Source organism: Micromonospora sp. CNZ299 (assembly GCF_002754415.1).
This window is the reverse complement of record NZ_PEFG01000001.1, coordinates 5,708,329-5,730,898: the sequence shown is the minus strand read 5'-3', so window position 1 is coordinate 5,730,898 and position 22,570 is coordinate 5,708,329. Positions and strand designations below refer to the sequence as shown.

Here is a 22,570-nt window from a genome sequence, read left to right as displayed (position 1 = left end):
CCCGAGGCCCCGGTGGCTGGGGGGCGGACTATCGTGATTCCGTGAGTACCCGACACGTGCCCGCGCAGATCGGTGACCTGCCGCCGATCGGGCGACCAGCCACCAGTGCCCTGCTCGAAGCCGGCATCACCACGCTCGCCCAGGCGGCCACCCACAGCCGCGGCGATCTGCTGGCCATGCACGGGGTGGGCCCGAAGGCGGTCGACATCCTGGCCGCCGCGCTGGCCGAGCAAGGGCTGGCCTTCGCGGCTTCGTAGAGGGGCCGCTGGCTCAGTCGGGCGGGTTGGCGCAGAGCGCCTCCAGCCGTTCCAGCGTCTCGGTCATGCTCGTGATCCAGCCGCGCCCGCCGTCCATCGCCGCCTGTTCGTCGGCCGGCAGCTGGGAGCAGTCATAGATTTCGGTCACGATGGTGGCGTCCGGGCCGTCGGGCGTCAGCTCGTAGGTCCACCGGTGTCCCCATCGCGTCCGAGCAGTGGCGCCGGGTGCGGTGTCCGGGTGGCCTCGGCCCGGCTCCGGTGTCCAGCCGAGGCGCCGGTTCACCTCGTACTCGACGACGTGGTTGTTCATCTCGTAGTCGCCATACCGCGAGTAGTGCATCCTCATCACGAAGACGTCGCCGACGGCGGCGACCACCGCGTCCGATACGGCACCCCGCAGCATCCCGGAGCCGTCGAGATCGGTGTGTCGCCGAGGATCCGCGAGGATCCGGAAGATGTCGGCCGCTGGCGCGGCGATCCGCCGGGACACCGCGACGGGCTCGGCCCGACCACCTGTCACCGGTACGCCTCCTCGAAGGTGATCGTCGCCGACGCCTGGCGCTGGACGTCGCCGAGCCGTTCGCTGAGGAAGGCGCGTTCGACCTTGTTGTCGGTGTGGGCCAGGGCCTCCTGGTAGGCGTCCGCCGCCGGCGCCCAGCGGTTGAGTTGACGCAGGAAGTCACCACGGGCGGCGCTGAGGTAGCCGTAGGTGGCCAGGACCGGTTCGGCGAGCAGTGGCGTCAGTGCGTCGAGACCGGCCTGCGGGCCGTCGCGCAGACCCACGGCCACGGCACGGTTGAGCTCGACCACCGGCGAGGGCCAGAGCTGGAGCAGGACGTCGTACAGCCCAACGATCTCCGCCCAGTCGGTGTCCTGCCAGGTCGGTGCCTCGGCGTGCACGGCGGCGATCGCGGCCTCGACTGCGTACCGTGTCGGCGGTCTGCGACGCAGGGCGACGGTCACCAGGGCGACCCCCTCGCTGATGAGCCGGGTGTCCCAACGCCCGTGGTCCTGCTCCGAGAGCAGTTGCAGCCGACCGCTGGCCGACAGGCGACTGTCGTCACGCGCATGGATGAGCAGCAGCAGCGCGAGCAGGCCGCTGATCTCCGTGTCGGTCGGTATGAGCAGGTGCAGCATGCGAGCGAGGTTGATCGCGCTGTCGACCAGGTCACGGCGGACGAGGTGCCCGCCACTCGGCGCCGTGTGGCCGGTGGTGAAGATCAGATGGACGACTTCGAGGACGGCGCTGACGCGCCCGGCGAGGTGGTCGGGCGACGGCACACGGTACGGGATACGGGCAGTGGTGATCTTCTTCTTGGCCCGGGTGATCCGTGCGGCCATTGTGGGCTCCGGCACCAGGAACGCGCGGGCCACTTCCGCCGTGGACAGCCCGCACACCAGCCGCAGCGTCAGCGCGACCTGGGCGTCGCGGGACAGGGCCGGATGACAGCAGGTGAAGACGAGTCGGAGCCGGTCGTCATCGAGGCCGTCCTCGGGGCCGGACACCGACTGGTCGGTCACCAGCTGCGGTAGAGCCCGACGCAACGCCGACTCGCGGCGCAGCACATCCAGCGCCCGGTTGCGGGCGGTGGTTGTCAGCCACGCACCGGGACGATCGGGGATGCCGATCTGCGGCCAGACCCGCAGCGCCTGGGCGTAGGCGTCCTGGGTGCACTCCTCCGCGAGATCGAGGTCCCGGGTCAGGCGTGCCGTCGCGGCCAGCAACTGGGTCCAGTCGCGGCGGTGCGCCTGCGCGACCGCCGCGACCACCTCGGCGCTCATCCGTGATCGACCACCGGACGGATCTCCACCCCGCTGTGCCCGGCGGAGACCTCGTACAGCCGCGAGGCCAGGCTGATCACCTCGTCGAGGTCGGGGGCTTCGATCAGGTAGTAGCCGCCCACCGCCTCCTTGGTCTCCAGGAACGGCCCGTCCGTGATGGCCAGCCGACCATGGGGGTCGGTGCGCAGTGTGGTCGCGACGGCCGCCGGCTCCAACTGCTGGCCGTCGAGGACGGCCGGACCGGCTGCGGCGCAGAAGGCGCCGTGGGCCTCGTCGCGCTTCCGCATCTCCTGCTGTGACATCGCGGCCCACTGCCGTTCGTCGCCGTGGATGAGGATCAGGTACTTCGCCATGTCGCGCATCCCATCGTGTGGAGCCCCGCCGGGCCCGCCTACCTCACCGACGAGTCAACCTGATCGCCGATCGACAAACGAGGGGATCAATTTTGCCGGGTGGAAGGCCGGCGGCGGTGCCCGCCGGTCCACCGCTCTGTCGCGCGGTTCACACCCGGGCTTCGACGGGTTCCGCAGCAGCGTCGAGCGGCAGGTCGCGCAGCCGCCGGATCGGGGTCGACAGGTAGATGATGGGCGACAGCACGGTGAGGGCACCGAAGATCAACAGGGTGGTACGCGCGCCGAGTGGCCCGGCCAGGAGGCCGGCAAGCAGGCTGCCGAGCGGGATGGCGCCCCAGGAGACGAACTTGACCGTGGCGATCACCCGCGACAGGAGGTCCGGCGGGCTGGCGAGCATCCGGTAGGTGCGGGTGGTCACGCTGAGCACCACCGAGGAGCCGGCGAAGACGAGGTTCCCGACGGCGAAGGCGAGATAGGCGGCGGTGCCGCTGCCCAGCGGGATGACGAGCGCCCCGGCCACCCCGACGACGGCCGCGATCACCAGGCCGCGTGCGGTGCCGACCCGGTCGGTGAACCGGGTTGTCAGCGCGGCGCCGACGAGCGTGCCGAGTCCGTCGGCGGCGAGCAGCAGCCCGACCATGAGTGGCGACGCGTGCAGCTCGCGTACCAGGTAGTAGGGGAAGAGCGCGAGCATCCCGCCGCAGACGAAGTTCGTCGCTGTGGCGTCCCACATGGAGGGTCCGATGATCGGGTGTCGGAGCACGAAGTGCCACCCCTCGCGGATCATCGTGACCATCGGTGGCCGCTCGGCCGGGCGCAGCAGGCGCCGGGCCGGAAGGGTGCGCAGCAGCACGGCGGAAATCAGGTAGCTGACGGCGTCCACGAACAGCGTCGGCACCGCGCCCAGCAGCTGCACCGCGAGCCCGCCCAGGGACGGCCCGCCGAGCTGGGTGGCGGCATAGGTGCCGGAGTTGAGGCTGTTGCGCGCCTGCAGCTGGGCGGCCGGCACGATCTCCGGCAGGAAGGTCTGGTTCGCCACGTCGAACAGCACGTTGGCGAAGCTCACGACCAGGGCGACCACGATCAGTTGGGCCACCGTCAGGGCGTCGAACCACCAGGCCAGGGGCACGGACGCGATGGCGAGGGCCCGGATCAGGTCCAGGGCGACCTGCGTGCCGCGCAGCGGCACGCGCTGCACGATCACCCCCGCCGGCAGGCTGATCAGCAGGTACGCGAGGTAGCCGGCCGCCGTGATCAGACCCATTTCGAGGGCCGAGGCGTGCAGCACGGTCAGCGCGGTGAGCGGCAGGGCGATCCCACCGATCGCCGAACCGAGGTGACTGGTCGTGCTGGCGCCCCACCAGCGCCAGAAGGCAGTAAGTCTCATAATGGAACTCACTATAGGGGCGCGTGCGGCGAGAGCACCACGGCTAAGCGCCCCGTCCGTTGTGGACGGGGCGCTTGGTCGGTTCAGCCAAGTTGCGGGTCGAAAGCCGATCGGTCCTCGTGAGCCGTCGACGCCGAAGTGGCTACCTCGATCCGGGGTGACCGGTCCGGCGGAAGGTGGGCGGGGTCGGCGATCACGACCACATCCACTTCACCGTCGATCATCTGCTGCTCGACGGTCTCCCAGGGTGCCCGGACGATTCCCTTCAACCGGTAGTCGTGTCGATGAAGGTGTGCGAGACACATCGCGACGGCGGGCTCCGACGGTTCGATGTCGGCGGGGATCCAGACAACGGCTATTTCCATGATCTCTCCTGATCAACGTCGTGGACGCGGCTGACTGATCAGGGGTTGCCGCGGCGGCGGAGGGCCCCGCTCCACGGGCCGGCTGGTGGCGCGCATGTCGACGGCGGGGACAGTGAGCCCCCGGGACAGCGGCGAGATGGGTGGCGGACATTCGGCCGCCGACGTCGGAGAATCGACACCGCTGGCGCCGACGCCCGCGGGTGCGGACGCGACAGCCAGCACGAACGCGGGCAGCCCCGGCTCGGGGCGAGCCGGTGGGCGCGGCGTCGGCGCGGGGACCGCGATCATCGACACCTGCGTGTGACCCGCCCTCTGGGCCCGATCCCGCGCGCGGCCGTCAGCGGTGCCGTGGGGGGTGCCCGGGGGCACCTTCGCCGTCCTGGTGGTCGCCGGTGCTGGCGGTGCCGACGGCGACGGTGGCGAGGCAGCCCGGGAAGCGGAAGCGGAAGCGGAGGCGGACGGGGCGGGGGCGGTGGCTGGCGAGGACGACGACGGCACGCTTGGCCGCCGGGTCGGTATGACGGCGGGAAGCCTGGCCGACGTCGAAGGCAGGGGGATGCCTGACGGCAGCGGCAGGGGAGCGGCTGACGGCAGCGGGAGGGGGATGGCTGACGGCAGCGGCAGAGGGGTGGCTGACGGCAGCGGCAGCGGGATGGACAGCGGCGACTCGACCACGTCGGGCAACAGCGCCTCGATGGGATTCGGCGAAGTGGCGGCCGTCGCGGGGTGGGGGCCGGTTGGCAACGGCACCGGCAACGGCGGCGTCGAGTCGGCGCGAGCGGGGTCAGCGCCGAGGGCCGCGCCCAGTGCCACCGCCCCGAGCGCGACCGCGGGCAGGCTGTGCCTCAGGCGCATCGCACAGGGGCCGCGGAGAGCCCTGTCGCCAGCCGTGCCCGGTCCGAGTCACCGGTTCGGCATCGCTGGCCGAGCGGTCGCTCCTCGCTCCCTGTCGTTCGCTGCATGTGGGTTGCTTGCCCCCGGAAAACGCGGGCTACACCTTCGGTCGCGCCGCACCTGGCCGGAGACCCGTCCACGGAGAACGACGCACCCTCTATGGTGGACCGATGGCGACGGTAAAGCAGGTCCAGATCACCTTCGACTGCGCGAAACCTGAGCGCGTCGCTCGTTTCTGGTGCGAGGTGCTGGGCTACGTCGTGCCGCCCCCGCCGGAGGGGTTCGCCTCGTGGGAGGAGGTCGATCGAACGCTGCCGCCCGAGCGTCAGGGTGCCGCGTTCGCGTGCGTCGACCCCTCGGGTGTGGGCCCTCGACTGTTCTTCCAGCGCGTTCCCGAAGGCAAGGTCGTCAAGAACCGGGTGCACCTCGACGTGCGGGTCGGCACCGGGCTGGTGGGTGAGGAGCGCGTGGCCGCACTGGAGGCGGAATGCGCGCGACTGATCCCCCTCGGCGCGGCACGTGTGCAACTGCTGCGGGCCGACGGCGAGAACGAGTCGTGCCTCGTCATGCAGGACGTCGAGGGCAACGAGTTCTGTCTCGACTGAGAGCGCCGGGGACGCGTCGGTCAGGCGTCACACCGCCGGATCGCGCGGTGGCGGCGGCTGACGGAGAGCGTCGCCGATGATCCCGGGACTGCGCCGTGCCACCCCCGCCAGGAGGTCCGCGACCTGGACGCGCGGATCGTCACGGGAGTCGACCATGACGAGCCCAGCCAGGGGTGACACTCCGTCCGGCAGAGCCCAGGTCGTGTCGGCTGCCGCCGACGGTGCGCCAACGCCGGCCATCATCCGCTGGAGGCGGGTCAGTCGATCGGCCGTCAGGGCACTCTGCTCGTCGTGGGTCACCAGCACCTGCCGCTGGCCGCCGCTCCAGGACAGGACCGTTTCCGCCAGCGCCGGCAGCAGCGGTTCCAGTGGTGGGGGCACCGACCGGTCGTCGTCGAGCCGGGCCACCACGGCCCGCACATGGCCCGGGTCGAGCCCGTCGAGGACGGCGTCGGCCGCCGCGCCGAGCCTGCGGTGCAGCAGCGCGTCCCGGGCCTGGAGGAACCGCTGTACCGACTGCCGCACCGGCACCCGCCGCTTCATCCGGACGAGGTCGACGAACGCCGCCAGGAAGACACCCCAGTCGCTGCCGGCCGAGTATCTGGCCGTGTAGAGGGCGAGAGCGGTCGGCCGCTGGTCGAGGGCCAGCCGGGTGCCGGCCGCGTACGACGGCTCGGCCAGCAGGAAGTCGACGATCCGGGTGACGAGGAAGAACTCCTTGTCGATCAGGTGGACGTGCGCGCGACCGGTCAGCGCGGTCAGGAACCACTCCAGGGCTTCGTCGGCACCCGAGCCGCGCAGGAACCGCCCGGACTTGAGCTCGTGTGGTGAGAACCGGAACCCCGACCGCAGCTCGGTGATGAGCGCGACGGCCTCGTCGACCATCAGATCGACACTCGCGTGCGTGATCACGGGAGCGGTCGAGTGCAGCAGGTTGGTGCCGGAGAATCCCGACTCGTCGCAGGCGATCTCCACGACGGCGCCCACCACCGCGTCCCGCAGCGGCAGCCCGCCCTGAAGTGGCGATCTCACCCGCGAGCTCCCGCCATGCCGACCATGGTCACGCCTGCGCCCGCACAGGACAACCCGATTGTGTACGGCAGGGCGAGGTGACCGGGCCGGGAGGGGCGCTACTGTCGCGCCGAGCGGACCGGCTCGGCGAGGGGCCGGCCGACGCGGAACACCGCGAGCGGTTCGCCGCCCACCCGCTCGGCCAGCCGGCTGGCGGTCGCCGGGCAGTCGACGAGTTGGCTGAGTGGATGGACCGACAGGCCGTGCCGGGCGAGCGTCAACCACGTACGCAGCAGACGCCGGCCTGCGGCGATACGGTCGCCGTCGTCGGCGAGCAGCACCAGGACGCTGCCGTCGTAGCGCAACAGACCGCGTCCGCTGGCGGCCAGCAGCGCCGGGAGGCCCAGCCGGCGGGTGACCGGGTACGCGCGAAGCGCGGCGGACAGGAACCGTGCCTCGAACCAGGACAGGGCGAGCGCCCGGTCGGTGAGTCCGTCGAGGTGGTAGCGAGGGTGGGTCGGGCTCAGCCGCAGCCAGTCACGCAGCTCGACCGCGACGGCCGGCGTGCCGAAGAGCCACCGGTCGGCGACCACCAGGTCCGACACGAGATCCCGGGCCGGAACGTGCGCGATGCCGGGGCCGAGTTCGGCGATGACGGCGGCGTCGACGCACCCGGGCGCGTACGGGCCACGGGCGACCCGGCGGGACTCGACGTCGGCGATGGTGAAGGGAGTCGCGTAGCGGTCCGCCGCGGGGACCAGTCGAGGGCCGCGGGCCGCGGTGACGGTGAGACCGAGTTCGGCGGAGACGATGAGGCACGTCTCGACGAACGCGCCGATGCCGAGGGCCAGGTCCCGCCCGGTCGGGTCGGAGTCGGGCAGGCTGCGGGCAGGATCGACGCCGATGGTGATCTCGTCCGGGTGGTACTCCGGTCGCCAGGGCTGCGTGTTGTGCGCGCTCGGCGCCCGGCGGCAGATCGCCTCGTTGGCTCGCAACCGCTCGACCCAGCTCACGCGACCGCCGCCTTCTCGTAGAAGGTGTACCCGTGCAGTGGCCGGCCGCCGGCCCGTCGGTACTGGGCGGCCGAGGCGATGTTCGTCCGTTCGACGAAGGTGCTGCGCAACGTGCGGTAGCCGAAGCTGGCGAGGTTGCGGTGCAGCTCCCGGGACAGCAGCGTCAGGTACCCCTTGCCCTGCTCGTCGGGCACGGTGCCCTTGATGATGAGGACGGCGTCGCTGCGGTAGCGGCGGCGGGTGGCGAGCAGCCGGAGCTGGTTGGGTATACCGAGCCGGCCACCGACGCGCATGAGGTATTCGGAGATGTCCGGCACGGTGACGACGAACGCGACCGGCCTGCCGGCCTTCTCCAGCCAGAGGAGCAGCGCCTCGTCCAGCAGGAACGCGAGACCGTCGGTCTGCTCCGCCAGCTGCTCGGCGGAGATGTCGGTGTAGTAACCGAGTTGCGCGAAGCTCGCGTTGAGCATTCGCCGCAGGATCGGCAGTTGGCCGCGTAGACGCCACCGGGAGCCGTGCCGGACGACGAGCTGTTCGGCGGCGATCCGGGCGTCGTCGAAGACGAAACCGTGGTCCTGGTCCGCGACGGCCGTGCCGTGGAGGTCGACCAGCCAGGTGTCGGCCTCGAAACGACGGTGGAAGCCGTGCCGTTCGTACATGTGCGGGTAGTAGGCGGGGTTCCACGCGGAGTCCACGAAGCCGCGGTCGGCGAAGCCCGAGGTGATCACCCCGCCGGTCTGGTTGGGCAGCAGTGCCACCGGCCCGAACAGTGGCCGACCGTCGGCCCGGGTCTCGACCGCGTCCATGATGGCGGCGAAGACGTCGTCGTCATCGACGAACTCGGTGTGCCCGAACAGCTGTCGGGGCCCCACCTTGGCGTCGAAGGCGGCACTTCGGTGCATGCTGGTGCGGCCCACGACCACACCGTGGCGGTCGCGGACCAGGAACAGGTCGGCGGTGCGGCGGTGGGCCGCGATGACCGACGACAGCAGGGGTACGTACCGGTCGCTCGGGTGCAGCCGCAGCGGGAAGTCGACGAACGCCCGCAGGTCGGCCCGGGACCGCACCGGATCCAGTCTCATCCGCGGTGCACCGGTGGGCCGGCCGTCTCGGTGGAGAGCGGGGTGAAGGTCGGTATGTGCGCCATGCCGTCCGACTCGGCGCGCCAGATGCCGTTGCTGTAGCCCTCGGGCTCGGCGTTGTACAGGCGGATGTAGCCACCGGTCGCGTTCGTGGTGCCGTGATCGGTCACCCAGCACATGAGGTCGCGGTGGTGGCGGCTGCGGGCGAACGTCAGCAGGGCGTCGCGGTCGCTGAAGAAGGCGATGGTGCCGAGCGTGAAGGGAAACTGGTAATACACGGTGTGCCAGCGGTACCCCTTCATCCGTCTCATCTGCCGGACCATCCGGAACCAGGTCCGGGTGAGGGTGAAGATCGAGCGCGGCCCCCGATAGCGGGTGGCCCCGACGAACATGGCTGTCGCCTGGCCCACCGGGGGAGCCGCGGAGAAGTCGGTGGTCCTCACGCCGGCACGCCCTTCACCAGGTAGACGTTCTTGATCGTGGAGCCGGCGCCGGCGAACGGGCCGGTGCCGTACTCGTGGATCTCCACCCGCAGGTCGGCTGCGGACGGGTCCTCGGCGAGGGACTCGGCGAAGTCCCGACTGACCTCGGCGAGGTGACGCAGCACCCCCGCGCGGCAGGTGTGGACGAGGGCTCGCCGCTCGTCGGGGCCGAGGGCCACACCGTCGCGAAGTTGCAGGTTGACCACCGGTCGACTCTCCAGGTCGGCCTGCTCGACCACCTGGAGGCAGAAACTCTGCAGCAGGTGCGCCTGGGGGTTGCCGGTGTAGAGGCCGTACTCGACGTCCTGCGGATAGATGTTGGCGCCCATGTAGGAGATCGTGCTGTCCTTCCGGCCGTACAGGAACAGCAGCGGCAGCCGCATCCGGTCGACCTGCCAGGCACGGTCCGCGGCGGCCCGCGCGGCGGGGTCGGTGATCGCGGCCACGACATCGGGGTACGAGATCAGCCGCCCCTCGTCGCCGATGTTGTAGCGGACCCGGGGATTGAGCACCGCCGTCGAGTTGATGGTGCAGAGCACCTCGTTGTCCGCAGTGGTCTCCAGGTAGGTCTCCAGCGGGTTGTACTGGAAGATCATCGGCAGCCGGTGCTCGTCGGCGCCGAGCAGGGTGGCCCGCAGTGCGGCGTCGGTCCGCAATCGTCGACGCACCCAGACGCTGAAGTCGCTCTCCCCGGCGATGCCGATGGTGAGGTCGCTGGCCCCATAGCCGGAGCGCACCTTCAGGAAACGTTCCTGGAGGTAGTCGCGCAGCGCCTCGGTCATCCCCTCGCCGCCGACGAGACCGCTGATGCGGTAGTCGGCCCACGGGAAGTCCTCGGCGTCGAGCTTGTCGCGCAGGTGCTTGAGGAACGGCGGGTACGCGGTCACGATGTAGTCGAAGCCGGGACCGAAGTAGCGCAGGGTGTCCGCGATCTTCTGGAGGTCGGGCCCGGTGTTCTTCACCATCGCGATGGTGGACATGGCGATGCCGGTGTTGGTGCCGGTGGCCCAGGCGCCCATCGAGTACGCGTTGATGACGAACCGCCGCTTCGACGGGAACACCATGGTCGCGTAGCCGGCCAGGTTCTTGTGCACCGATCGCAGCTCACGGCGGCTGCGGATCCAGTTGAACGGTTGCCCGGACGAGCCCGACGACTCGTCGACCACGCTGCCGGCGATCTCGATCTCACCGTGCCGGCAACGCTGCGCCTCCGGGTACGCCTGCACATACGACCGCTTGTCCGTCGGGGGGTACGACGACAGGTCGAACCACCGGAACCGCCAGTTGCCACGGCGCAGGAAGTCGCCGTACGCGGGGACGTCGATCGCGGCGAACTGGCACGTCATCCAGGCGTGCACCCGGGCGAAGTGACCCATGTACGGGCGGTACTGACGTGCCGTGAGCCGCCACACCGCCGGATGGATCCGGTAGAGCGTGTAGAGCCAGGTCAGAGCGAAGCTCGAGGATCGCAGCGTCCACCGGCGCAGGAAAGTGACCACGCGGCAACGCTATCGAGCCACCGGGGCGGGCGAATGACGGCGGGTACTCAGGCGTCGTTGAGTACGTTGTGGACTCTCCGTCAGACGGCGCACTAGATCGGGAAGCGACCGCGGCGCCACTGCCAGTGCCGGCCGGCCTTCAGGTGGTCAACGATCGCGCGCTGGAGCACGCTGCCGCGTGGCAGCTCGTCGAGCGGCGTGGTGAGGCTGCGGAACCCGAACCGCAGCACCTCCACGTCGGCGTCGGGCCCCTCCTGCTCGTCGTAGGGCTCCAGCTCGAACCTCCGCTGGAACCGGACGATGTTGGAGTCCTCGGGCAGGTATTCCCGCAGCTGCGGGTCGAGCAGCCAGGAGCCGCAGGCGAAAGCCGTGTAGTGCTCGTCGGGAAAGTGGCGGGGGAAGAACGCGCGGGCCTCGTCGAGCGACGCCGCGACCGCCTCCGGGGTCAGCGGTCCCGACTCGGGGATGTGCAGGTCGATGGCGCTGCCACCGCGCTGGTGCTGCAACCGCCCCAGCTCGAACAGGCCACCGCGCGCGTGCAGGGTCAGCCAGCTCTGCATCACCGGCCAGCCCTCGCCGCGCATCCGCCGGTCGACAGCGAGGTTGCGGCCCAGGTCCGCCAGGGTCACCCAGGACACGGCGTCGGCGATGCCGTGATCGCGGTGGTACGCCGTGACGACGTCGACCAGGGCCAGGTACGCGTACACGTAGAGATGCCGCCACGCCGGGCCCCGCTCGCGCGGCAACTCCGGCCCTGGCGACAGCCAGCCGTAGCCGCCGAGGTCGGCGCGGACCAGAGCGATCGACCGGTCGAGCAGCCAGCGCAGCTCAGGGGTCCAGTGTGGTGAGTCGGGGTCGGGCCAGCCGGCCATGATCTCGGTGGTGTCGTCCGGTCGCACCGCGAGCCGGCCGAGGATCGCGCGCGCGTCGGCCTTGTCGGGCAGCGGCGCCGACGGCCGGTCACCGGCGAGTTGGTGCACGCGTTCGACGTCCTCGACGGGCACCCCGAGTCGGGCGGCGGTCTCGTCCAGCTCCACGGCGGCGATTGTAACGGTCGCCGGGGCCGTCCTCGTGCCCTCTTTCGTCAGCTGGTTGTGTTCGTCGGGCGGTCGTCGTCGACCGAGCCGTCAGTGCCCGCGGGTGACGGAGGTGTGTAGCCCAGTTCGGACGAGATCTGGTCCGCGGTCCTCAGCAGGAGCGGAAGGGCGCTCTTCAACTGGTCGAGGCTCGCGATGACCTCGATCGCCGTCATCGAGGCGGCGGCGATGACCTGCCCTCGTGAATCCCTGACCGGTGCGGCGACACACATCACGTACGCGTCGTGTTCGCCGTTGTCCGTGGCCCAGCCCTGCTCCCGGATGCGGGCCAACTCGGTCGCGAGCGACTCGGGGTCGGCGAAGGTGGTGTCGGTGAACCGCTCGAAGACGACGGGGGACAGGAGGCGGTCGCGCTCATCCTGGGGTAGGTAGGCCAGGATCGTCTTGCCGACGGCGCTCGCATAGATCGACACCGCGCGGCCCACCCGGGACGGCAGCTTGACGGCGTCGAACGCCGGGCTGTCCACCTTGTCGATGTAGATGATCTCGTCACCGGTCAGTTGCGCCAGGTGCACGGTGTGGCTGGTCTGGCGTTGCAACGCACGCAGGTGTGCGGCGGCGAACTGACGCAGGTCCATCGAGCCGAGCGCGAGCTCGGACAGCTCGATCACGCCACTGCCGAGCACATAGGTGCCCGCGCCGGTCCGGCGAACGAAGCGCGCGGACTCCAGTGTCTGGAGGATACGCAGGGCCGTGGACTTGTGGACGCCGAGCACGTCCGCCGCCTCCGTGAGCGACAGCGGGTGCTCCGCCGACCGACGGACGAGGTCGATCGCACGGCGAATCGATTGCGCCAAGGCCCTGTCTCCCTCCGCGCGGCGGAGCATCACCGCCACTGCGATTGCATAATACGCAATGAGGGTAATGCTATGCGCAACCAGCGCTTGACAGCGTTGCACATAGCGCTACGATCGTTGCAATTTCACACGCCTGACGCTGACTCGTATCCACTCCGGATGTACCAGGACGCCGTCTGTGACATCCGCCCCGGGGCGAGCAATCCTTCTTCGACCTGGGGAGCGGCTCATGACGGTGCCACGGCCCCGGCGCACGACCCCGGGCGCGGGCTGGGCCGGCACCGCCGTCGAGGCGCTGCCGGACGACGCCGACGACAGCGTCCTCGTCGGCCGGATCTGGGACCCGTCCGTCGACGGACCCTCGCCCGTGACCGTCCGAAACGGCGAGGTCTTCGACGTCAGCCGGCGGTTCCCGACCGTCCGGGACATCTGCGAGCTTCCCGACCCCGCCGCGACGGTGGCCGGGCTCGACGGGCCGCGGGTGGGCGACCTCGGGGAGATACTGGCCAACACCGAGGCCGCGACCCGCAACCGTACGCGGCCCTGGCTGCTCGCCCCGGTCGACCTTCAGGTCCTCAAGGCCGCCGGCGTGACCTTTCCCGTCTCGATGATCGAACGCGTCATCGAGGAACGGGCCCGGGGAGACCTGGCGCTCGCGGGGGACATCCGGCGCCGAATGCTCGCCGACGTCGGTGTCGACCTGCACAGCCTGGCTCCGGGCTCGGCGGAGGCGGAGCGGCTCAAGAGTCTGCTGGTGGCCGAGGGCATGTGGAGTCAGTACCTGGAGGTGGGGATCGGCCCGGACGCCGAGATCTTCACCAAGGGTCAGATCCTGTCCGCCGTCGGCACCGCCGTTCCGGTCGGCGTGCTGGCCGCGTCGACCTGGAACAACCCGGAGCCCGAGGTCACGCTCATCGTCCAGTCCAGTGGCCGGATCGTCGGAGCCACCCTCGGCAACGACGTGAACCTGCGGGATGTGGAGGGCCGGTCGGCGCTGTTGCTTCCGCTGGCGAAGGACAACAACGCCTCGTGTGCCCTCGGCCCCCTGATCCGGCTCTTCGACGACCGGTTCGGCATGGATCGGGTCCGCGAACTCGAGGTCAGCCTGGAGGTCCGCGGGTTGGACGGTTTCCTCCTGGAGGCGGTGTCCGAGATGACCCGGATGTCGCGGGACCCGGAGGACCTCGTGCGGCAGTTGATCGGCCCGCACCACAGCTATCCCGACGGTGCCGCCCTGATGCTCGGCACGATGTTCGCGCCCATCCAGGACCGCGACGGCGCCGGTGAGGGCTTCACCCACAAGGTCGACGACGTCGTACGGATCAGCTGTCCGGCACTCGGCACCCTGGTCAACCGGGTGTGGCACGCGGAGGAGTGCGAGCCCTGGCACTTCGGCGTCCGCGATCTGATGGGCAATCTGGGGAGGAGAGGGCTGCTGTGAACGTGGTCAACACTGTCGATCCGCGCGACGGTCGGCGTCGCGCGACCGATCTCAACGAGACGGACGAGTCTCGGCTGGAGGTTGTCGTCGGCCAGGCGTCCCGTGCCGCGCAGTGGCTCTCCGGCCTGGGCAGAATCGGCAGGGCGGAAATGCTGGACCGCATCGCCGAGTCCCTGGAGTCGCGTCGCGCGGACCTGGTCGCCGTCGCGGAGGCGGAGACCGGGTTGAGCCAGGCGCGGCTCGAAACGGAGCTCACCCGGTCGGCTCTCCAGTTCCGGATGTTCGGCGACGTCCTGCGCGACGGCGGGTACGTCGAGGCGGCCATCGACCACGCCGCCGACACCCCCATCGGGCCCGGCCCCGACCTGCGGCGGATGCTCGTGCCCCTCGGGCCGGTCGCCGTCTTCGGGGCCAGCAACTTCCCCTTCGCCTTCTCGGTCGCCGGAGGCGACACCGCCTCCGCGCTCGCCGCGGGCTGTCCCACGGTCCTGAAGGCCCACCCGTCGCACCCGCTGACGTCGCACGCCTCCGCCGACGCGATCGGGTCGGCCATTCGCGACCTGGGCGGGCCCAACGGCGTGATCACCACCGTGTACGGGGAGCAGTCCGGCCGGTCGCTGGTGCGCCACCCCGCGATCCGCGCGGTCGCGTTGACGGGCTCCGTCGGCGCCGCCCGGGCCATCCAGGCGGCCATCGACGAACGACCCGACCCGATTCCCCTCTACGCCGAGCTGAGCAGCGTCAACCCGGTCGTCGTCCTGCCCGGGGCGGCCGCCGACCGGGCAGACGCGATCGCCGAAGGGCTGTTCGCCTCCTTCACGGCCTCGGGTGGTCAGCTGTGCACCAAGCCTGGTCTGGCGTTCATCCCGGCGGATCCGGGCGGTGAGCACCTGGTCGACACGCTGCATGGGAGGGTCGCCTCGGCGGGCGGCACGGTCCTGTTGAACGAGCGCATCCGGGACGCCTACGAGAGCGGCGCGACGGCGTTCGAGCAGGCCGGCGCGCGTGTCTCGGCCCGGCCCCAGGTCGAGCCCGGCGAGGGCTTCACCGTCGCGCCGACCCTGCTGGAGGTCGACCTGCCGGGACTCACCGCCGAGATCGCCGGCGAGTGCTTCGGACCCCTCATGGTCGTGGTCCGGTATCGCAACGTCGCCGAACTCGACGCCGTGCTGGCGACCGTCCCGCCGTCACTGACCGGTTCCGTCCATCGTGGACCCGACGATGACGCCGATGCCGTGCGCGGGCTGGTCGACGTGCTCGCCGCCCGCTCGGGTCGGATCGTCTTCGACGGCTATCCCACCGGTGTCCGCGTGTCGTGGGCTCAGCACCACGGCGGGCCCTGGCCGTCGACCAACGCCGTGCACACCTCGGTGGGCGCCACGTCGATCCGACGGTTCCTCCGTCCGCTGGCGTGGCAGGACGCCCCGGAGTGGATCCTCCCGGACGAGCTTCGGGACGCGTACACCGCCATTCCGCGCCGAGTCGACGGGAAATTGGAACCGAAGGGGGAGTAGCCGCGCCGTCGGTCGCTCCCGCACGTGCTCCCTGGTCCCGATGTCACCAGCCAGACCCGCCGGCTCGCAGACGCCGGGCGGGACGACGACAGGAAGGTGTGCCGATGTCGACGACGAATCCGCCGCTGCGCAGCGGGCAGTGGTTCGGTGCGGAGGGCCGCAACGGGTTCATCCACCGGTCCTGGATGCGCAACCAGGGGTTCGCGGACGACGTCTTCGACGGCCGTCCGGTGATTGGCATCGCCACCACCTGGTCGGAGCTGACACCCTGCAACGCCCACCTGCGGGACCTGGCCGAATCGGTGAAGCGGGGCGTGTGGGAGAGCGGCGGCCTGCCCCTGGAGTTCCCCGCGATGAGCCTGGGCGAGCCCCTGATGCGACCCACCACCATGCTCTACCGCAACCTGCTGGCGATGGAGTTGGAGGAGTCGGTCCGGGCCAACCCGCTCGACGGGGTCGTCCTGCTCTCCGGCTGCGACAAGACCACGCCCGGTCTGCTGATGGGGGCGGCGAGCGTCGACCTGCCGACTCTGATGATGACCGGCGGCCCGATGCTCAACGGCAAGTTCCGCGGCCAGGACATCGGCTCGGGCACCGTCGTCTGGCGCTTCACCGAGGAGATGCGGGCGGGTCGGATGAGCGCGGCCGACTGCGCCGAGGCGGAGGTCGGCATGTCCCGCAGCCGGGGCCACTGCATGACCATGGGGACCGCCTCCACGATGGCCTGCGTGACCGAGGCGCTGGGCGTGCAACTCCCGGGGGCCGCCGCCGTGCCGGCTGTCGACTCCCGCAGGTACGCGCTCGCACACGCCGCCGGCCGCCGGATCGTCGCCATGGTCCAACAGGACCAACGGTTGTCCACGGTGCTCACCCGGCAGGCGTTCGAGAACGCCATCCGGGTCAACGCCGCGATCGGCGGTTCCACCAATGCCGTCGTACACCTGCTCGCCATCGCCGGACGCCTCGGCGTCCCCCTGTCCCTGGAGGACTTCGACACCCTCACCGCCGACGTGCCGATGCTCGTCAACCTCATGCCGTCCGGGGCGTACCTCATGGAGGACTTCGCCTACGCGGGCGGCGTTCCGGCGGTGATGGCGGAGATCGCCCCGCTGCTGAACATGGACCACGTCACCGTCAGCGGCAGGAGCGTGGCCGACAACATCACCGGCGCCCAGTGCTGGAACCGGGAGGTCATCGGCACCCTGGCCGAGCCGTTCCAGCCCGCCGGCTCCGGCACCGTGGTGCTGCGAGGCTCGCTCGCGCCGTCCGGGGCGGTGCTGAAGGTGTCCGCCGCCTCCGCCCAGCTGCTCACGCACACCGGTCCCGCGCTCGTCTTCGACCGGATCGAGGACTATGTCGTCGCCGCCGACGACCCGGACCTGGACGTCACCCCCGACACGGTGCTCGTGGTCCGCAACGCAGGGCCGCGCGGCTACCCCGGTTTCCCGGAGGTGGGCAACGTGCCGATGCCACGACGGCTGCTCGCGGCCGGCATCACGGACATGGTGCGGATCTCCGACGCCCGAATGAGCGGCACCGGCTACGGCACCTGCATCCTGCACGTGGCCCCGGAGGCGGCCGTGGGCGGCCCGCTCGCGCTGGTGCGCACCGGCGACCTGATCCGCGTCGACGTCCCGTCGCGGAGCCTGGAACTCCTGGTCGACGACACCGAGCTTGTCCAGCGCCGGGCCGCGTGGCGGCCGCCGCCGCCGGTGGCCGACCGGGGATGGGTACGGCTGTACAGCGAGCACGTCCTCCAGGCCGACCAGGGCGCGGACCTGGACTTCCTCGTCGGCGGCAGCGGCAGCGCCGTGCCCCGTCACTCGCACTGAGGTGTGGACGCGGTGGGGGTCGGGCGGTCCGCCCGCCCCCACCGATCGATCCGAATCCGAGCTCAGCCCAGGTACTTCTCCCACGGCCCGGTGATGGCCAGGGTGAGGCCGGGGTCCTGCATGTTGACGAAGAGCACCCTGCCGTCGGCGGTGAAGGTCGGCCCGCAGAACTCCGAGTCGTTGAGCTGGTTGCGGGCGATCGCGTAGGTCGGGCCGCCCGGGACCGCGCTGAGCACGTGGGACGTGCCCTTGCCGTCCTCGGCGAGGACGAGACTTCCCCACGGTGTGACGGTCACGTTGTCCGGGCCGTCGAAGGTGATGTCGTTGTACCTGACCGGCGTCCCCTCCTCGGAGGCGCTCTGGTGCGGGAAGTACGTCACCAGCTGGATGGTCTGCGCCTTGTAGTCGTAGAACCAGACCATGCCGTCGTGCGGTGCCGCGTCCGCCGGCAGGTCACCCTCGTCCCAGGCGTACGAGTTGACCACGTACACGCCCTCGTCGGTGCCCCACACACCCTCGAACTTGCGTCCGCGGGTGACCTGGCCATCGGTGAACTGCTCGCGTACGGACCTGTCCCGCGCGTCGCGGTCCGGCACCTCGATCCACCGGACGGGGAAGGGGCGACCCAGCTGCGCGGAGGTCAGGTAGGCGACGTCCGGCAGCACCGAACCGTCGTCCATGATGATCTGCATCGCGGCGAGGACGCCGGCGTTGGGCGCGAGCCGGGTGAGCACGCCGGGACCGACCTTGACGCCGCGCGGCGCCGACCAGCGGTAGAAGAGGCCGTTGGGCCCGTCGGCGTCTTCGGAGAGGTAGATGTGGGTGCGGTCCTTGTCGACCGCCAGGGCCTCGTGGGAGTAGCGACCCAGGCACTTGATCGGCCTCGGGTCGGCGCTGCCGTCGGCCCAGACCTCGAAGACGTAGCCGTGGTCCTTCTGGTAGACGCCGGACCGGCCGCCCTCTTCCCACTCGTCGCCGGCCCGGTCCTCGGTCTCCTCGCAGGTGAGCCAGGTCCCCCAGGGGGTGGGCCCGCCGGCGCAGTTGGAGATGGTGCCGGAGAGGGCGACGAACTCACCCAGGTTGCGGCCCGCACGGTCGGTCCTGATCACGGTGCATCCGCCGGCGTCGACAGCGCCCGGGTCGTACACCGTTCCCTTGACGTGCGGCACGCCGAACTCCGCGCCGGGGTCGATCTCGTGGTTCTGGATCAGGGTGTAGCGGCCGTTGCCGGCGTCGTAGACGGCCATGCCGTCGTGGTCGGCCGGGGTCATGCCCTGGCCACGATCGAGCCGGGTCACGCCGGTCCGGGTGACCACTGTGTAGCTGAAGCCCTCGGGCAGGGCCAGGATTCCCTTCGGGTCGTCCATGAGCGGCGGGAAGGGCACGTGACCGGACTTGACCGGCGGGTGCGGTCGGCCCGGGCTGGCCTGGGCCAGCGACGGCAGGCCGCCGGCGACGGCAAGGCCAACGCCGGCGGCGGCGCTGCCAGCGAGGAAGGTACGACGAGAGGAAGGCACAGGGATCAGCTCCTGGTCAGGACAAGTGCGACGACTGGCAGCCAACTCCTGCGGGCGGACACCGAAACGTCGCGGACCGGATCGCTCGGTGACATCGGGGTGAAGAATCGGGGCCGCTGCCCTCAGGGGGCCGAGGTTCGCCGTCGACGGCGGTACGCGGCGGCCTTGGCGCGATCTCCGCAGCCGCGCATGCCGCACCAGCGTCGCCGCGAGCCTCGCGACCGGTCGACGAACGCTCGTGTGCAGTGCTCGTCGGCGCACCACCGGAGGCCGTGACGGTCGTCGCTGGCGTGCAACTCCAGGCAGTCGCGCGCGAGGACCGTCAGGACGGCGTCGGTGTCGCCCGTCCGGTGCACCCCGTCGACGTCCAGGCGCAGCTCGGGTAGCGGTCCAGCCGCGGCATCATTGACCAGCTCGCGATCGGCCGGGGCCGCGTCGGTGCCGTCGATCAGGGCTCGGACCAGGCGGAACATCGCCTCGCGGAGATCCTTGGCTTGCCGCAGAGCCGCATCGTCCACATGAGGGGGTTGCTCGACGACGCCAGCCTGAACGGCCCAGTCCGCGAGATCCTGCGGGGCCGTCAGCTGCTCGACGTCGGTGTGGCCGCGCTCGGCGAGCGTGGGAAGGAAGTCCAGTACCGGCCGGTCGGCAATGAACTCGAATCTCACGTCACCATCTTGACCGGTGACGCGAGGCGATGCAAGAGTGATTCGATGGCATCACCGGTCCAACAGGTGACGGCAACCGATCCCGGCACCCGCCGGCACGGCGCACGGCTGGCCCACTACCTGGCCGCAGCGCTACTGGCGCGTACCGCCGACGAGGGCGCACGGGTGGCGCTGGTGCTTCTCGCCCTGGACCGGGCGGACAGCGCCGCCGTCGGGGGAACGCTGGTCGCGACCCTGCTCATTCCACACGTGGTGGCCGCACCCCTGGTCGGCACGCTGGTGGACCGGTCGCGACGGCCGGCGGCCGTGCTCGCCGGCGCGATCACCGTCTTCGCCGGCGCCCTCGCGGCCCCGGTCGCCCTGCTCGGTCACGCGCCGCTGTGGCAGACCTACCTCGTCCTCGTGCTGGCGGGGTGCTGCGGACCGGCGGTGACCGGCGGGCTGACCAGCCGGTTGGCCGAGCTGGCGGGACCCGGGCACGAGGCTCGTGCCTTCGCGCTGGACTCGCTTTTCTACAACGTCGCCGGCATGGCCGGGCCGGCGGCGGTCGGGCTGGTCGCGGCGGCAGCCGGCCCGAGCACCGCCATCCTCGCGCTCGCGATCATCGCCGGGCTCGGCGCACTCGGCGTCGCTTCCCTGCATCTGCCCACCTCCGACACCGTGGCGGCGCGGACACGAACCGCTGGCCTGTTCCACGGCACCCGCGCGGTCGCGCGCGATCCGGCCCTGCGAGTGCTCACCCTCGCGACCAGCTTCGGCCAACTGGGCCTGGGCGGTCTCGCCGTGGTCGCCACCACCCTGGCTGCCGCCGCGCACGAACCCACGCGCGCTGGCCTGCTGCTCGGCGTGATCGCCGCAGGTGCGTTCGTGGGCTCCCTGCTCTGGGCCTGGAGGCCGATGCCGGCCCCCCGCGCGCCGGTTGTGACGGTCTGGGCCATGGTCGCGGTCGGCGTACCCCTCGCGCTGGCGGCCGCCGTGCACTCCCTACCGCTGACCGCAGCGTTGTTTGCGCTGTCGGGGCTCTTCACCGGACCGTTCGCCGCAGCGCTGTTCCTGGCCCGGAACGAGTTGGCCACCGAGACGACCCGTACGCAGGTCTTCACCATCGGCGCCGGACTGAAGGTGGCGGCTTCCGCGATCGGTGCCGGTCTCCTGGGCCTCGCCTCCCACCTGCCGGTGAGCGCCCAACTGCTGCTGGTCGCCGCCTTTCCGATTGTCGCGGGGACAGCGGGCGGCGTACTGCTCCGCCGCCGCTAGCGGAAGGTGCCGCCTGGCAGGGCTGGCGGCACGGGCCCGACCCGGTGGAGTTGCCGTCCGCCTCGGTTCGCCGCTCGGCCGGAAATGGGGTTCGGTCGGGCTGGTCGGCTGGGGCAGGATGTCGCCATGATCGGGAGCAGACGCGTCACCGGGGATCGCCCGCCTTCGCCGGTGGGACAGGACGGCCTGCCCGGGTCGGTGCGGGTCGCGGTCGACGAGGCTCGCACCGGCCGGTGGGAGGCACTGAACCGTCTGGTCGAGGTGCTGCTGGCTGTCGATGCCGTAGGCGACGAGGAGGCGGCGTGGTCGGCCGTGGCGCTGGTGGCCGGAATGCCGGAGCTGCTGGTGCGGCTTGACGAGCACGCGCGGTCGGCGCCGTGGCGTGGCGGTTACCAGGAGCCCGCGCTGAGGTGGGTCTCGGCACGGTTCTCCGGCGATTCTTCCGGTCCGGTGACGACGGTGTTGGCGAGCATGCATGGCGACGGGCGGATCCGGGAGCGTGCGGTCGCGACGATGGCCGGTCGCCCGCGCGCGGAGGCCATGCCGTTCCTGGTGCTGCGGACCGCGGACTGGGTCAAGCCGGTCCGGGATCGGGCCCGGGCCGGGCTCGCGGTGCTGCTCGCCGACGATCCGGTGGCCCACCTGCCGGCGGTCGTGCCGGTGGTGCTCCGTCTTGAGGCGCGCCTGCGTGCCGGCTTCGCGGTCGCCCAGGTGCGGGCGGCGGTGTTCGCGGCGACGGAGAAGGTGTGGCGGGGTCTGCTCGATTCGGGCGGTCGCCGGCAGCGCCGGTTCGTCTTCGACATCGTCCTGGCGCAGGGCAGCCTGCGCCTCCCCGATCTTGTGGCCCTTGCCGAGTCGGATCCGGATGTGCGGGTTCGGGCGCGGGCGGCGGAGGCGGCGTGCCGTGAGGCGGTGTGGACCCGCCGGCTCGACGCCCTGAAGCGTCTGGCTCGATCGGCTCGGGCCGAGGTGCGGGCGGTGGCATTGACCGGGCTGGTCCGCGCGGGGCACGACGCCCAGGTCGCCGCGTGCCTCGACGATGACGCGCCGCTGGTACGGGCGGTGGCCCGGGACGCCGCCCGCCGCCTCGGTACCGACGCGCGGGAGCACTACCGGAGCGTCGTCGGCACCGGTGACCCGGCTTCGGGGGCGATCGCCGGGCTCGCCGAGATCGGCTCCGTGGCGGACGCCCCGTTGCTGCAACGGCTGCTGGGTCATGAGCAGGCGAGGCTGCGCGCGCAGGCGGTACGGGGTCTGCGGCTGCTGGACGCGGTCGGGGTGGGGGAGATGGCGGCATTGCTGCGGGACCCGTCACCGGCGGTGGTGCGGGAGGTCACCGCGGCCCTGCGCCCGGTCGCCGGCGCTCTGCCGCCGGCCCTGGCGTGGGAACTGCTGCGGGATGGCCGGGTGGAGTTGCGCCGGGCCGGCTACCGGCTCCTGCGCGGCCGGGGTGTCAGCGTCGAGTTGCGCGCCGCTCTGATCCTGGCCGTCGACGCGGACCCACGCCTGGCCGAGCGGGGCACGGCCGACGCCACCCGGATCACCCGTGACGCGACATGGACAGCCTCGCACCGTGTCCCTCAGCCACCCCTGCAGGTGACGGGGACGGAGCACGCTGAGCTCGTCACCCTGGCCGCACGAGCGGCGGCGGCGCTCGCAGCGGAGACCAGCCAGCAGCTCACCGGTTGGCTGACGAGCAGCCGCCCCGGTGGGTGAC

At 71.3% G+C, this 22,570-nt stretch carries 22 protein-coding genes; 8 read left to right on the top strand and 14 right to left on the bottom strand.

Translation table 11 applies throughout. The annotated features are described in order from the left end of the window. Positions 1-41 precede the first annotated feature (41 nt). The gene (locus CLT68_RS26135) at positions 42-257 is read left to right on the top strand and encodes a hypothetical protein (protein WP_099854903.1); all 216 of its coding nucleotides are present in this window, start codon (positions 42-44) and stop codon (positions 255-257) included. A 13-nt stretch (positions 258-270) separates the two neighbouring features. Here the strand turns inward: CLT68_RS26135 and CLT68_RS26130 are convergent, their stop codons facing one another. From CLT68_RS26130 to CLT68_RS26110, 5 genes are all read right to left on the bottom strand, one after another. Further along, positions 271-777 carry an SRPBCC domain-containing protein gene (locus CLT68_RS26130; protein WP_158240930.1) on the bottom strand — a complete coding sequence of 169 codons (507 nt, stop codon included), beginning with the start codon at positions 775-777 and terminating at the stop codon, positions 271-273. Continuing rightward, the gene (locus CLT68_RS26125; protein ID WP_099854898.1) at positions 774-2,039 is read right to left on the bottom strand and encodes a sigma-70 family RNA polymerase sigma factor; all 1,266 of its coding nucleotides are present in this window, start codon (positions 2,037-2,039) and stop codon (positions 774-776) included. The genes CLT68_RS26130 and CLT68_RS26125 overlap by 4 nt, the downstream gene beginning before the upstream one ends. Next, positions 2,036-2,392, bottom strand: a complete 357-nt coding sequence (locus tag CLT68_RS26120) for a YciI family protein (RefSeq protein ID WP_199177148.1) — start codon at positions 2,390-2,392, stop codon at positions 2,036-2,038. The genes CLT68_RS26125 and CLT68_RS26120 overlap by 4 nt, the downstream gene beginning before the upstream one ends. Before the next feature lie 148 nt (positions 2,393-2,540). Continuing rightward, on the bottom strand, positions 2,541-3,779 hold the full coding sequence (locus tag CLT68_RS26115) for an MFS transporter (protein ID WP_099854893.1): 1,239 nt from the start codon (positions 3,777-3,779) through the stop codon (positions 2,541-2,543). Positions 3,780-3,862: 83 nt separating this feature from the next. Further along, complete coding sequence (locus tag CLT68_RS26110; protein ID WP_099854891.1) at positions 3,863-4,144, bottom strand: hypothetical protein; 282 nt, start codon at positions 4,142-4,144, stop codon at positions 3,863-3,865. Positions 4,145-4,238: 94 nt separating this feature from the next. Here CLT68_RS26110 and CLT68_RS32685 point away from each other — a divergent pair, with 94 nt between their 5' ends. Next, positions 4,239-4,448 carry a hypothetical protein gene (locus tag CLT68_RS32685; protein ID WP_143743248.1) on the top strand — a complete coding sequence of 70 codons (210 nt, stop codon included), beginning with the start codon at positions 4,239-4,241 and terminating at the stop codon, positions 4,446-4,448. A gap of 760 nt (positions 4,449-5,208) precedes the next feature. Continuing rightward, a complete protein-coding gene (locus CLT68_RS26105) occupies positions 5,209-5,643 on the top strand; it encodes a VOC family protein (RefSeq protein WP_099854890.1) in 435 nt (144 codons plus the stop codon). Positions 5,644-5,670: 27 nt separating this feature from the next. On the opposite strand, the gene CLT68_RS26100 is transcribed toward CLT68_RS26105, so the two are convergent. The 7 genes from CLT68_RS26100 to CLT68_RS26070 all read right to left on the bottom strand — a co-directional run bounded on the left by CLT68_RS26100 (position 5,671) and on the right by CLT68_RS26070 (position 12,726). Then, positions 5,671-6,675 carry a hypothetical protein gene (locus tag CLT68_RS26100; RefSeq protein ID WP_199177147.1) on the bottom strand — a complete coding sequence of 335 codons (1,005 nt, stop codon included), beginning with the start codon at positions 6,673-6,675 and terminating at the stop codon, positions 5,671-5,673. A 98-nt stretch (positions 6,676-6,773) separates the two neighbouring features. Next, on the bottom strand, positions 6,774-7,667 hold the full coding sequence (locus CLT68_RS26095; RefSeq protein WP_099854887.1) for a hypothetical protein: 894 nt from the start codon (positions 7,665-7,667) through the stop codon (positions 6,774-6,776). Next, a complete protein-coding gene (locus CLT68_RS26090) occupies positions 7,664-8,749 on the bottom strand; it encodes a hypothetical protein (protein ID WP_099854885.1) in 1,086 nt (361 codons plus the stop codon). Before CLT68_RS26090 ends, CLT68_RS26095 begins: the two co-directional genes overlap by 4 nt. After that, positions 8,746-9,192 (bottom strand): DUF4188 domain-containing protein, encoded by a 447-nt coding sequence (locus CLT68_RS26085; RefSeq protein WP_099854883.1) that lies wholly within the window; start codon positions 9,190-9,192, stop codon positions 8,746-8,748. Before CLT68_RS26085 ends, CLT68_RS26090 begins: the two co-directional genes overlap by 4 nt. After that, positions 9,189-10,730, bottom strand: coding sequence for a CoF synthetase (locus CLT68_RS26080; RefSeq protein ID WP_099854881.1), 1,542 nt, complete (start codon positions 10,728-10,730; stop codon positions 9,189-9,191). Before CLT68_RS26080 ends, CLT68_RS26085 begins: the two co-directional genes overlap by 4 nt. Before the next feature lie 92 nt (positions 10,731-10,822). Continuing rightward, positions 10,823-11,767: an acyltransferase domain-containing protein gene (locus CLT68_RS26075; protein WP_099854879.1), complete on the bottom strand. Its 945-nt coding sequence runs from the start codon at positions 11,765-11,767 to the stop codon at positions 10,823-10,825. 47 nt (positions 11,768-11,814) lie between these two features. Continuing rightward, positions 11,815-12,726, bottom strand: a complete 912-nt coding sequence (locus tag CLT68_RS26070) for an IclR family transcriptional regulator (protein WP_143743247.1) — start codon at positions 12,724-12,726, stop codon at positions 11,815-11,817. A gap of 127 nt (positions 12,727-12,853) precedes the next feature. Between CLT68_RS26070 and CLT68_RS26065 the strand changes: the two genes are divergently transcribed. From CLT68_RS26065 to CLT68_RS26055, 3 genes are all read left to right on the top strand, one after another. Further along, entirely contained in the window at positions 12,854-14,065 is a 1,212-nt protein-coding gene (locus tag CLT68_RS26065; RefSeq protein WP_099854875.1) for a fumarylacetoacetate hydrolase family protein, read from the top strand. After that, the gene (locus CLT68_RS26060) at positions 14,062-15,579 is read left to right on the top strand and encodes an aldehyde dehydrogenase family protein (protein WP_099854873.1); all 1,518 of its coding nucleotides are present in this window, start codon (positions 14,062-14,064) and stop codon (positions 15,577-15,579) included. Before CLT68_RS26065 ends, CLT68_RS26060 begins: the two co-directional genes overlap by 4 nt. Positions 15,580-15,683: 104 nt before the next feature. Next, a complete protein-coding gene (locus CLT68_RS26055; protein WP_099854871.1) occupies positions 15,684-17,411 on the top strand; it encodes an IlvD/Edd family dehydratase in 1,728 nt (575 codons plus the stop codon). Positions 17,412-17,473: 62 nt separating this feature from the next. Here CLT68_RS26055 and CLT68_RS26050 read toward each other — a convergent pair whose 3' ends face one another. Further along, positions 17,474-18,928, bottom strand: coding sequence for an alkaline phosphatase PhoX (locus CLT68_RS26050; RefSeq protein WP_099854869.1), 1,455 nt, complete (start codon positions 18,926-18,928; stop codon positions 17,474-17,476). 122 nt (positions 18,929-19,050) lie between these two features. Further along, positions 19,051-19,596: an ABATE domain-containing protein gene (locus CLT68_RS26045; protein WP_099854867.1), complete on the bottom strand. Its 546-nt coding sequence runs from the start codon at positions 19,594-19,596 to the stop codon at positions 19,051-19,053. A gap of 45 nt (positions 19,597-19,641) precedes the next feature. Here CLT68_RS26045 and CLT68_RS26040 point away from each other — a divergent pair, with 45 nt between their 5' ends. Both CLT68_RS26040 and CLT68_RS26035 read left to right on the top strand, forming a co-directional pair. Next, complete coding sequence (locus CLT68_RS26040; protein ID WP_099854865.1) at positions 19,642-20,853, top strand: MFS transporter; 1,212 nt, start codon at positions 19,642-19,644, stop codon at positions 20,851-20,853. A gap of 126 nt (positions 20,854-20,979) precedes the next feature. Next, a complete protein-coding gene (locus CLT68_RS26035) occupies positions 20,980-22,569 on the top strand; it encodes a hypothetical protein (RefSeq protein ID WP_486482328.1) in 1,590 nt (529 codons plus the stop codon). Position 22,570 lies beyond the last annotated feature (1 nt).

Excerpts from the sequence above, each read along its gene's own strand:
- CLT68_RS32685 (WP_143743248.1), top strand. The coding sequence starts at position 4,239 with ATGTCGACGGCGGGGACAGTGAGCCCCCGGGACAGCGGCGAGATGGGT.
- CLT68_RS26055 (WP_099854871.1), top strand. The coding sequence starts at position 15,684 with ATGTCGACGACGAATCCGCCGCTGCGCAGCGGGCAGTGGTTCGGTGCG.
- CLT68_RS26105 (WP_099854890.1), top strand. The coding sequence starts at position 5,209 with ATGGCGACGGTAAAGCAGGTCCAGATCACCTTCGACTGCGCGAAACCT.
- CLT68_RS26125 (WP_099854898.1), bottom strand. The coding sequence starts at position 2,039 with ATGAGCGCCGAGGTGGTCGCGGCGGTCGCGCAGGCGCACCGCCGCGAC.
- CLT68_RS26065 (WP_099854875.1), top strand. The coding sequence starts at position 12,854 with ATGACGGTGCCACGGCCCCGGCGCACGACCCCGGGCGCGGGCTGGGCC.
- CLT68_RS26040 (WP_099854865.1), top strand. The coding sequence starts at position 19,642 with ATGGCATCACCGGTCCAACAGGTGACGGCAACCGATCCCGGCACCCGC.
- CLT68_RS26120 (WP_199177148.1), bottom strand. The coding sequence starts at position 2,392 with ATGGCGAAGTACCTGATCCTCATCCACGGCGACGAACGGCAGTGGGCC.
- CLT68_RS26115 (WP_099854893.1), bottom strand. The coding sequence starts at position 3,779 with ATGAGACTTACTGCCTTCTGGCGCTGGTGGGGCGCCAGCACGACCAGT.
- CLT68_RS26035 (WP_486482328.1), top strand. The coding sequence starts at position 20,980 with ATGATCGGGAGCAGACGCGTCACCGGGGATCGCCCGCCTTCGCCGGTG.
- CLT68_RS26110 (WP_099854891.1), bottom strand. The coding sequence starts at position 4,144 with ATGGAAATAGCCGTTGTCTGGATCCCCGCCGACATCGAACCGTCGGAG.
- CLT68_RS26090 (WP_099854885.1), bottom strand. The coding sequence starts at position 8,749 with ATGAGACTGGATCCGGTGCGGTCCCGGGCCGACCTGCGGGCGTTCGTC.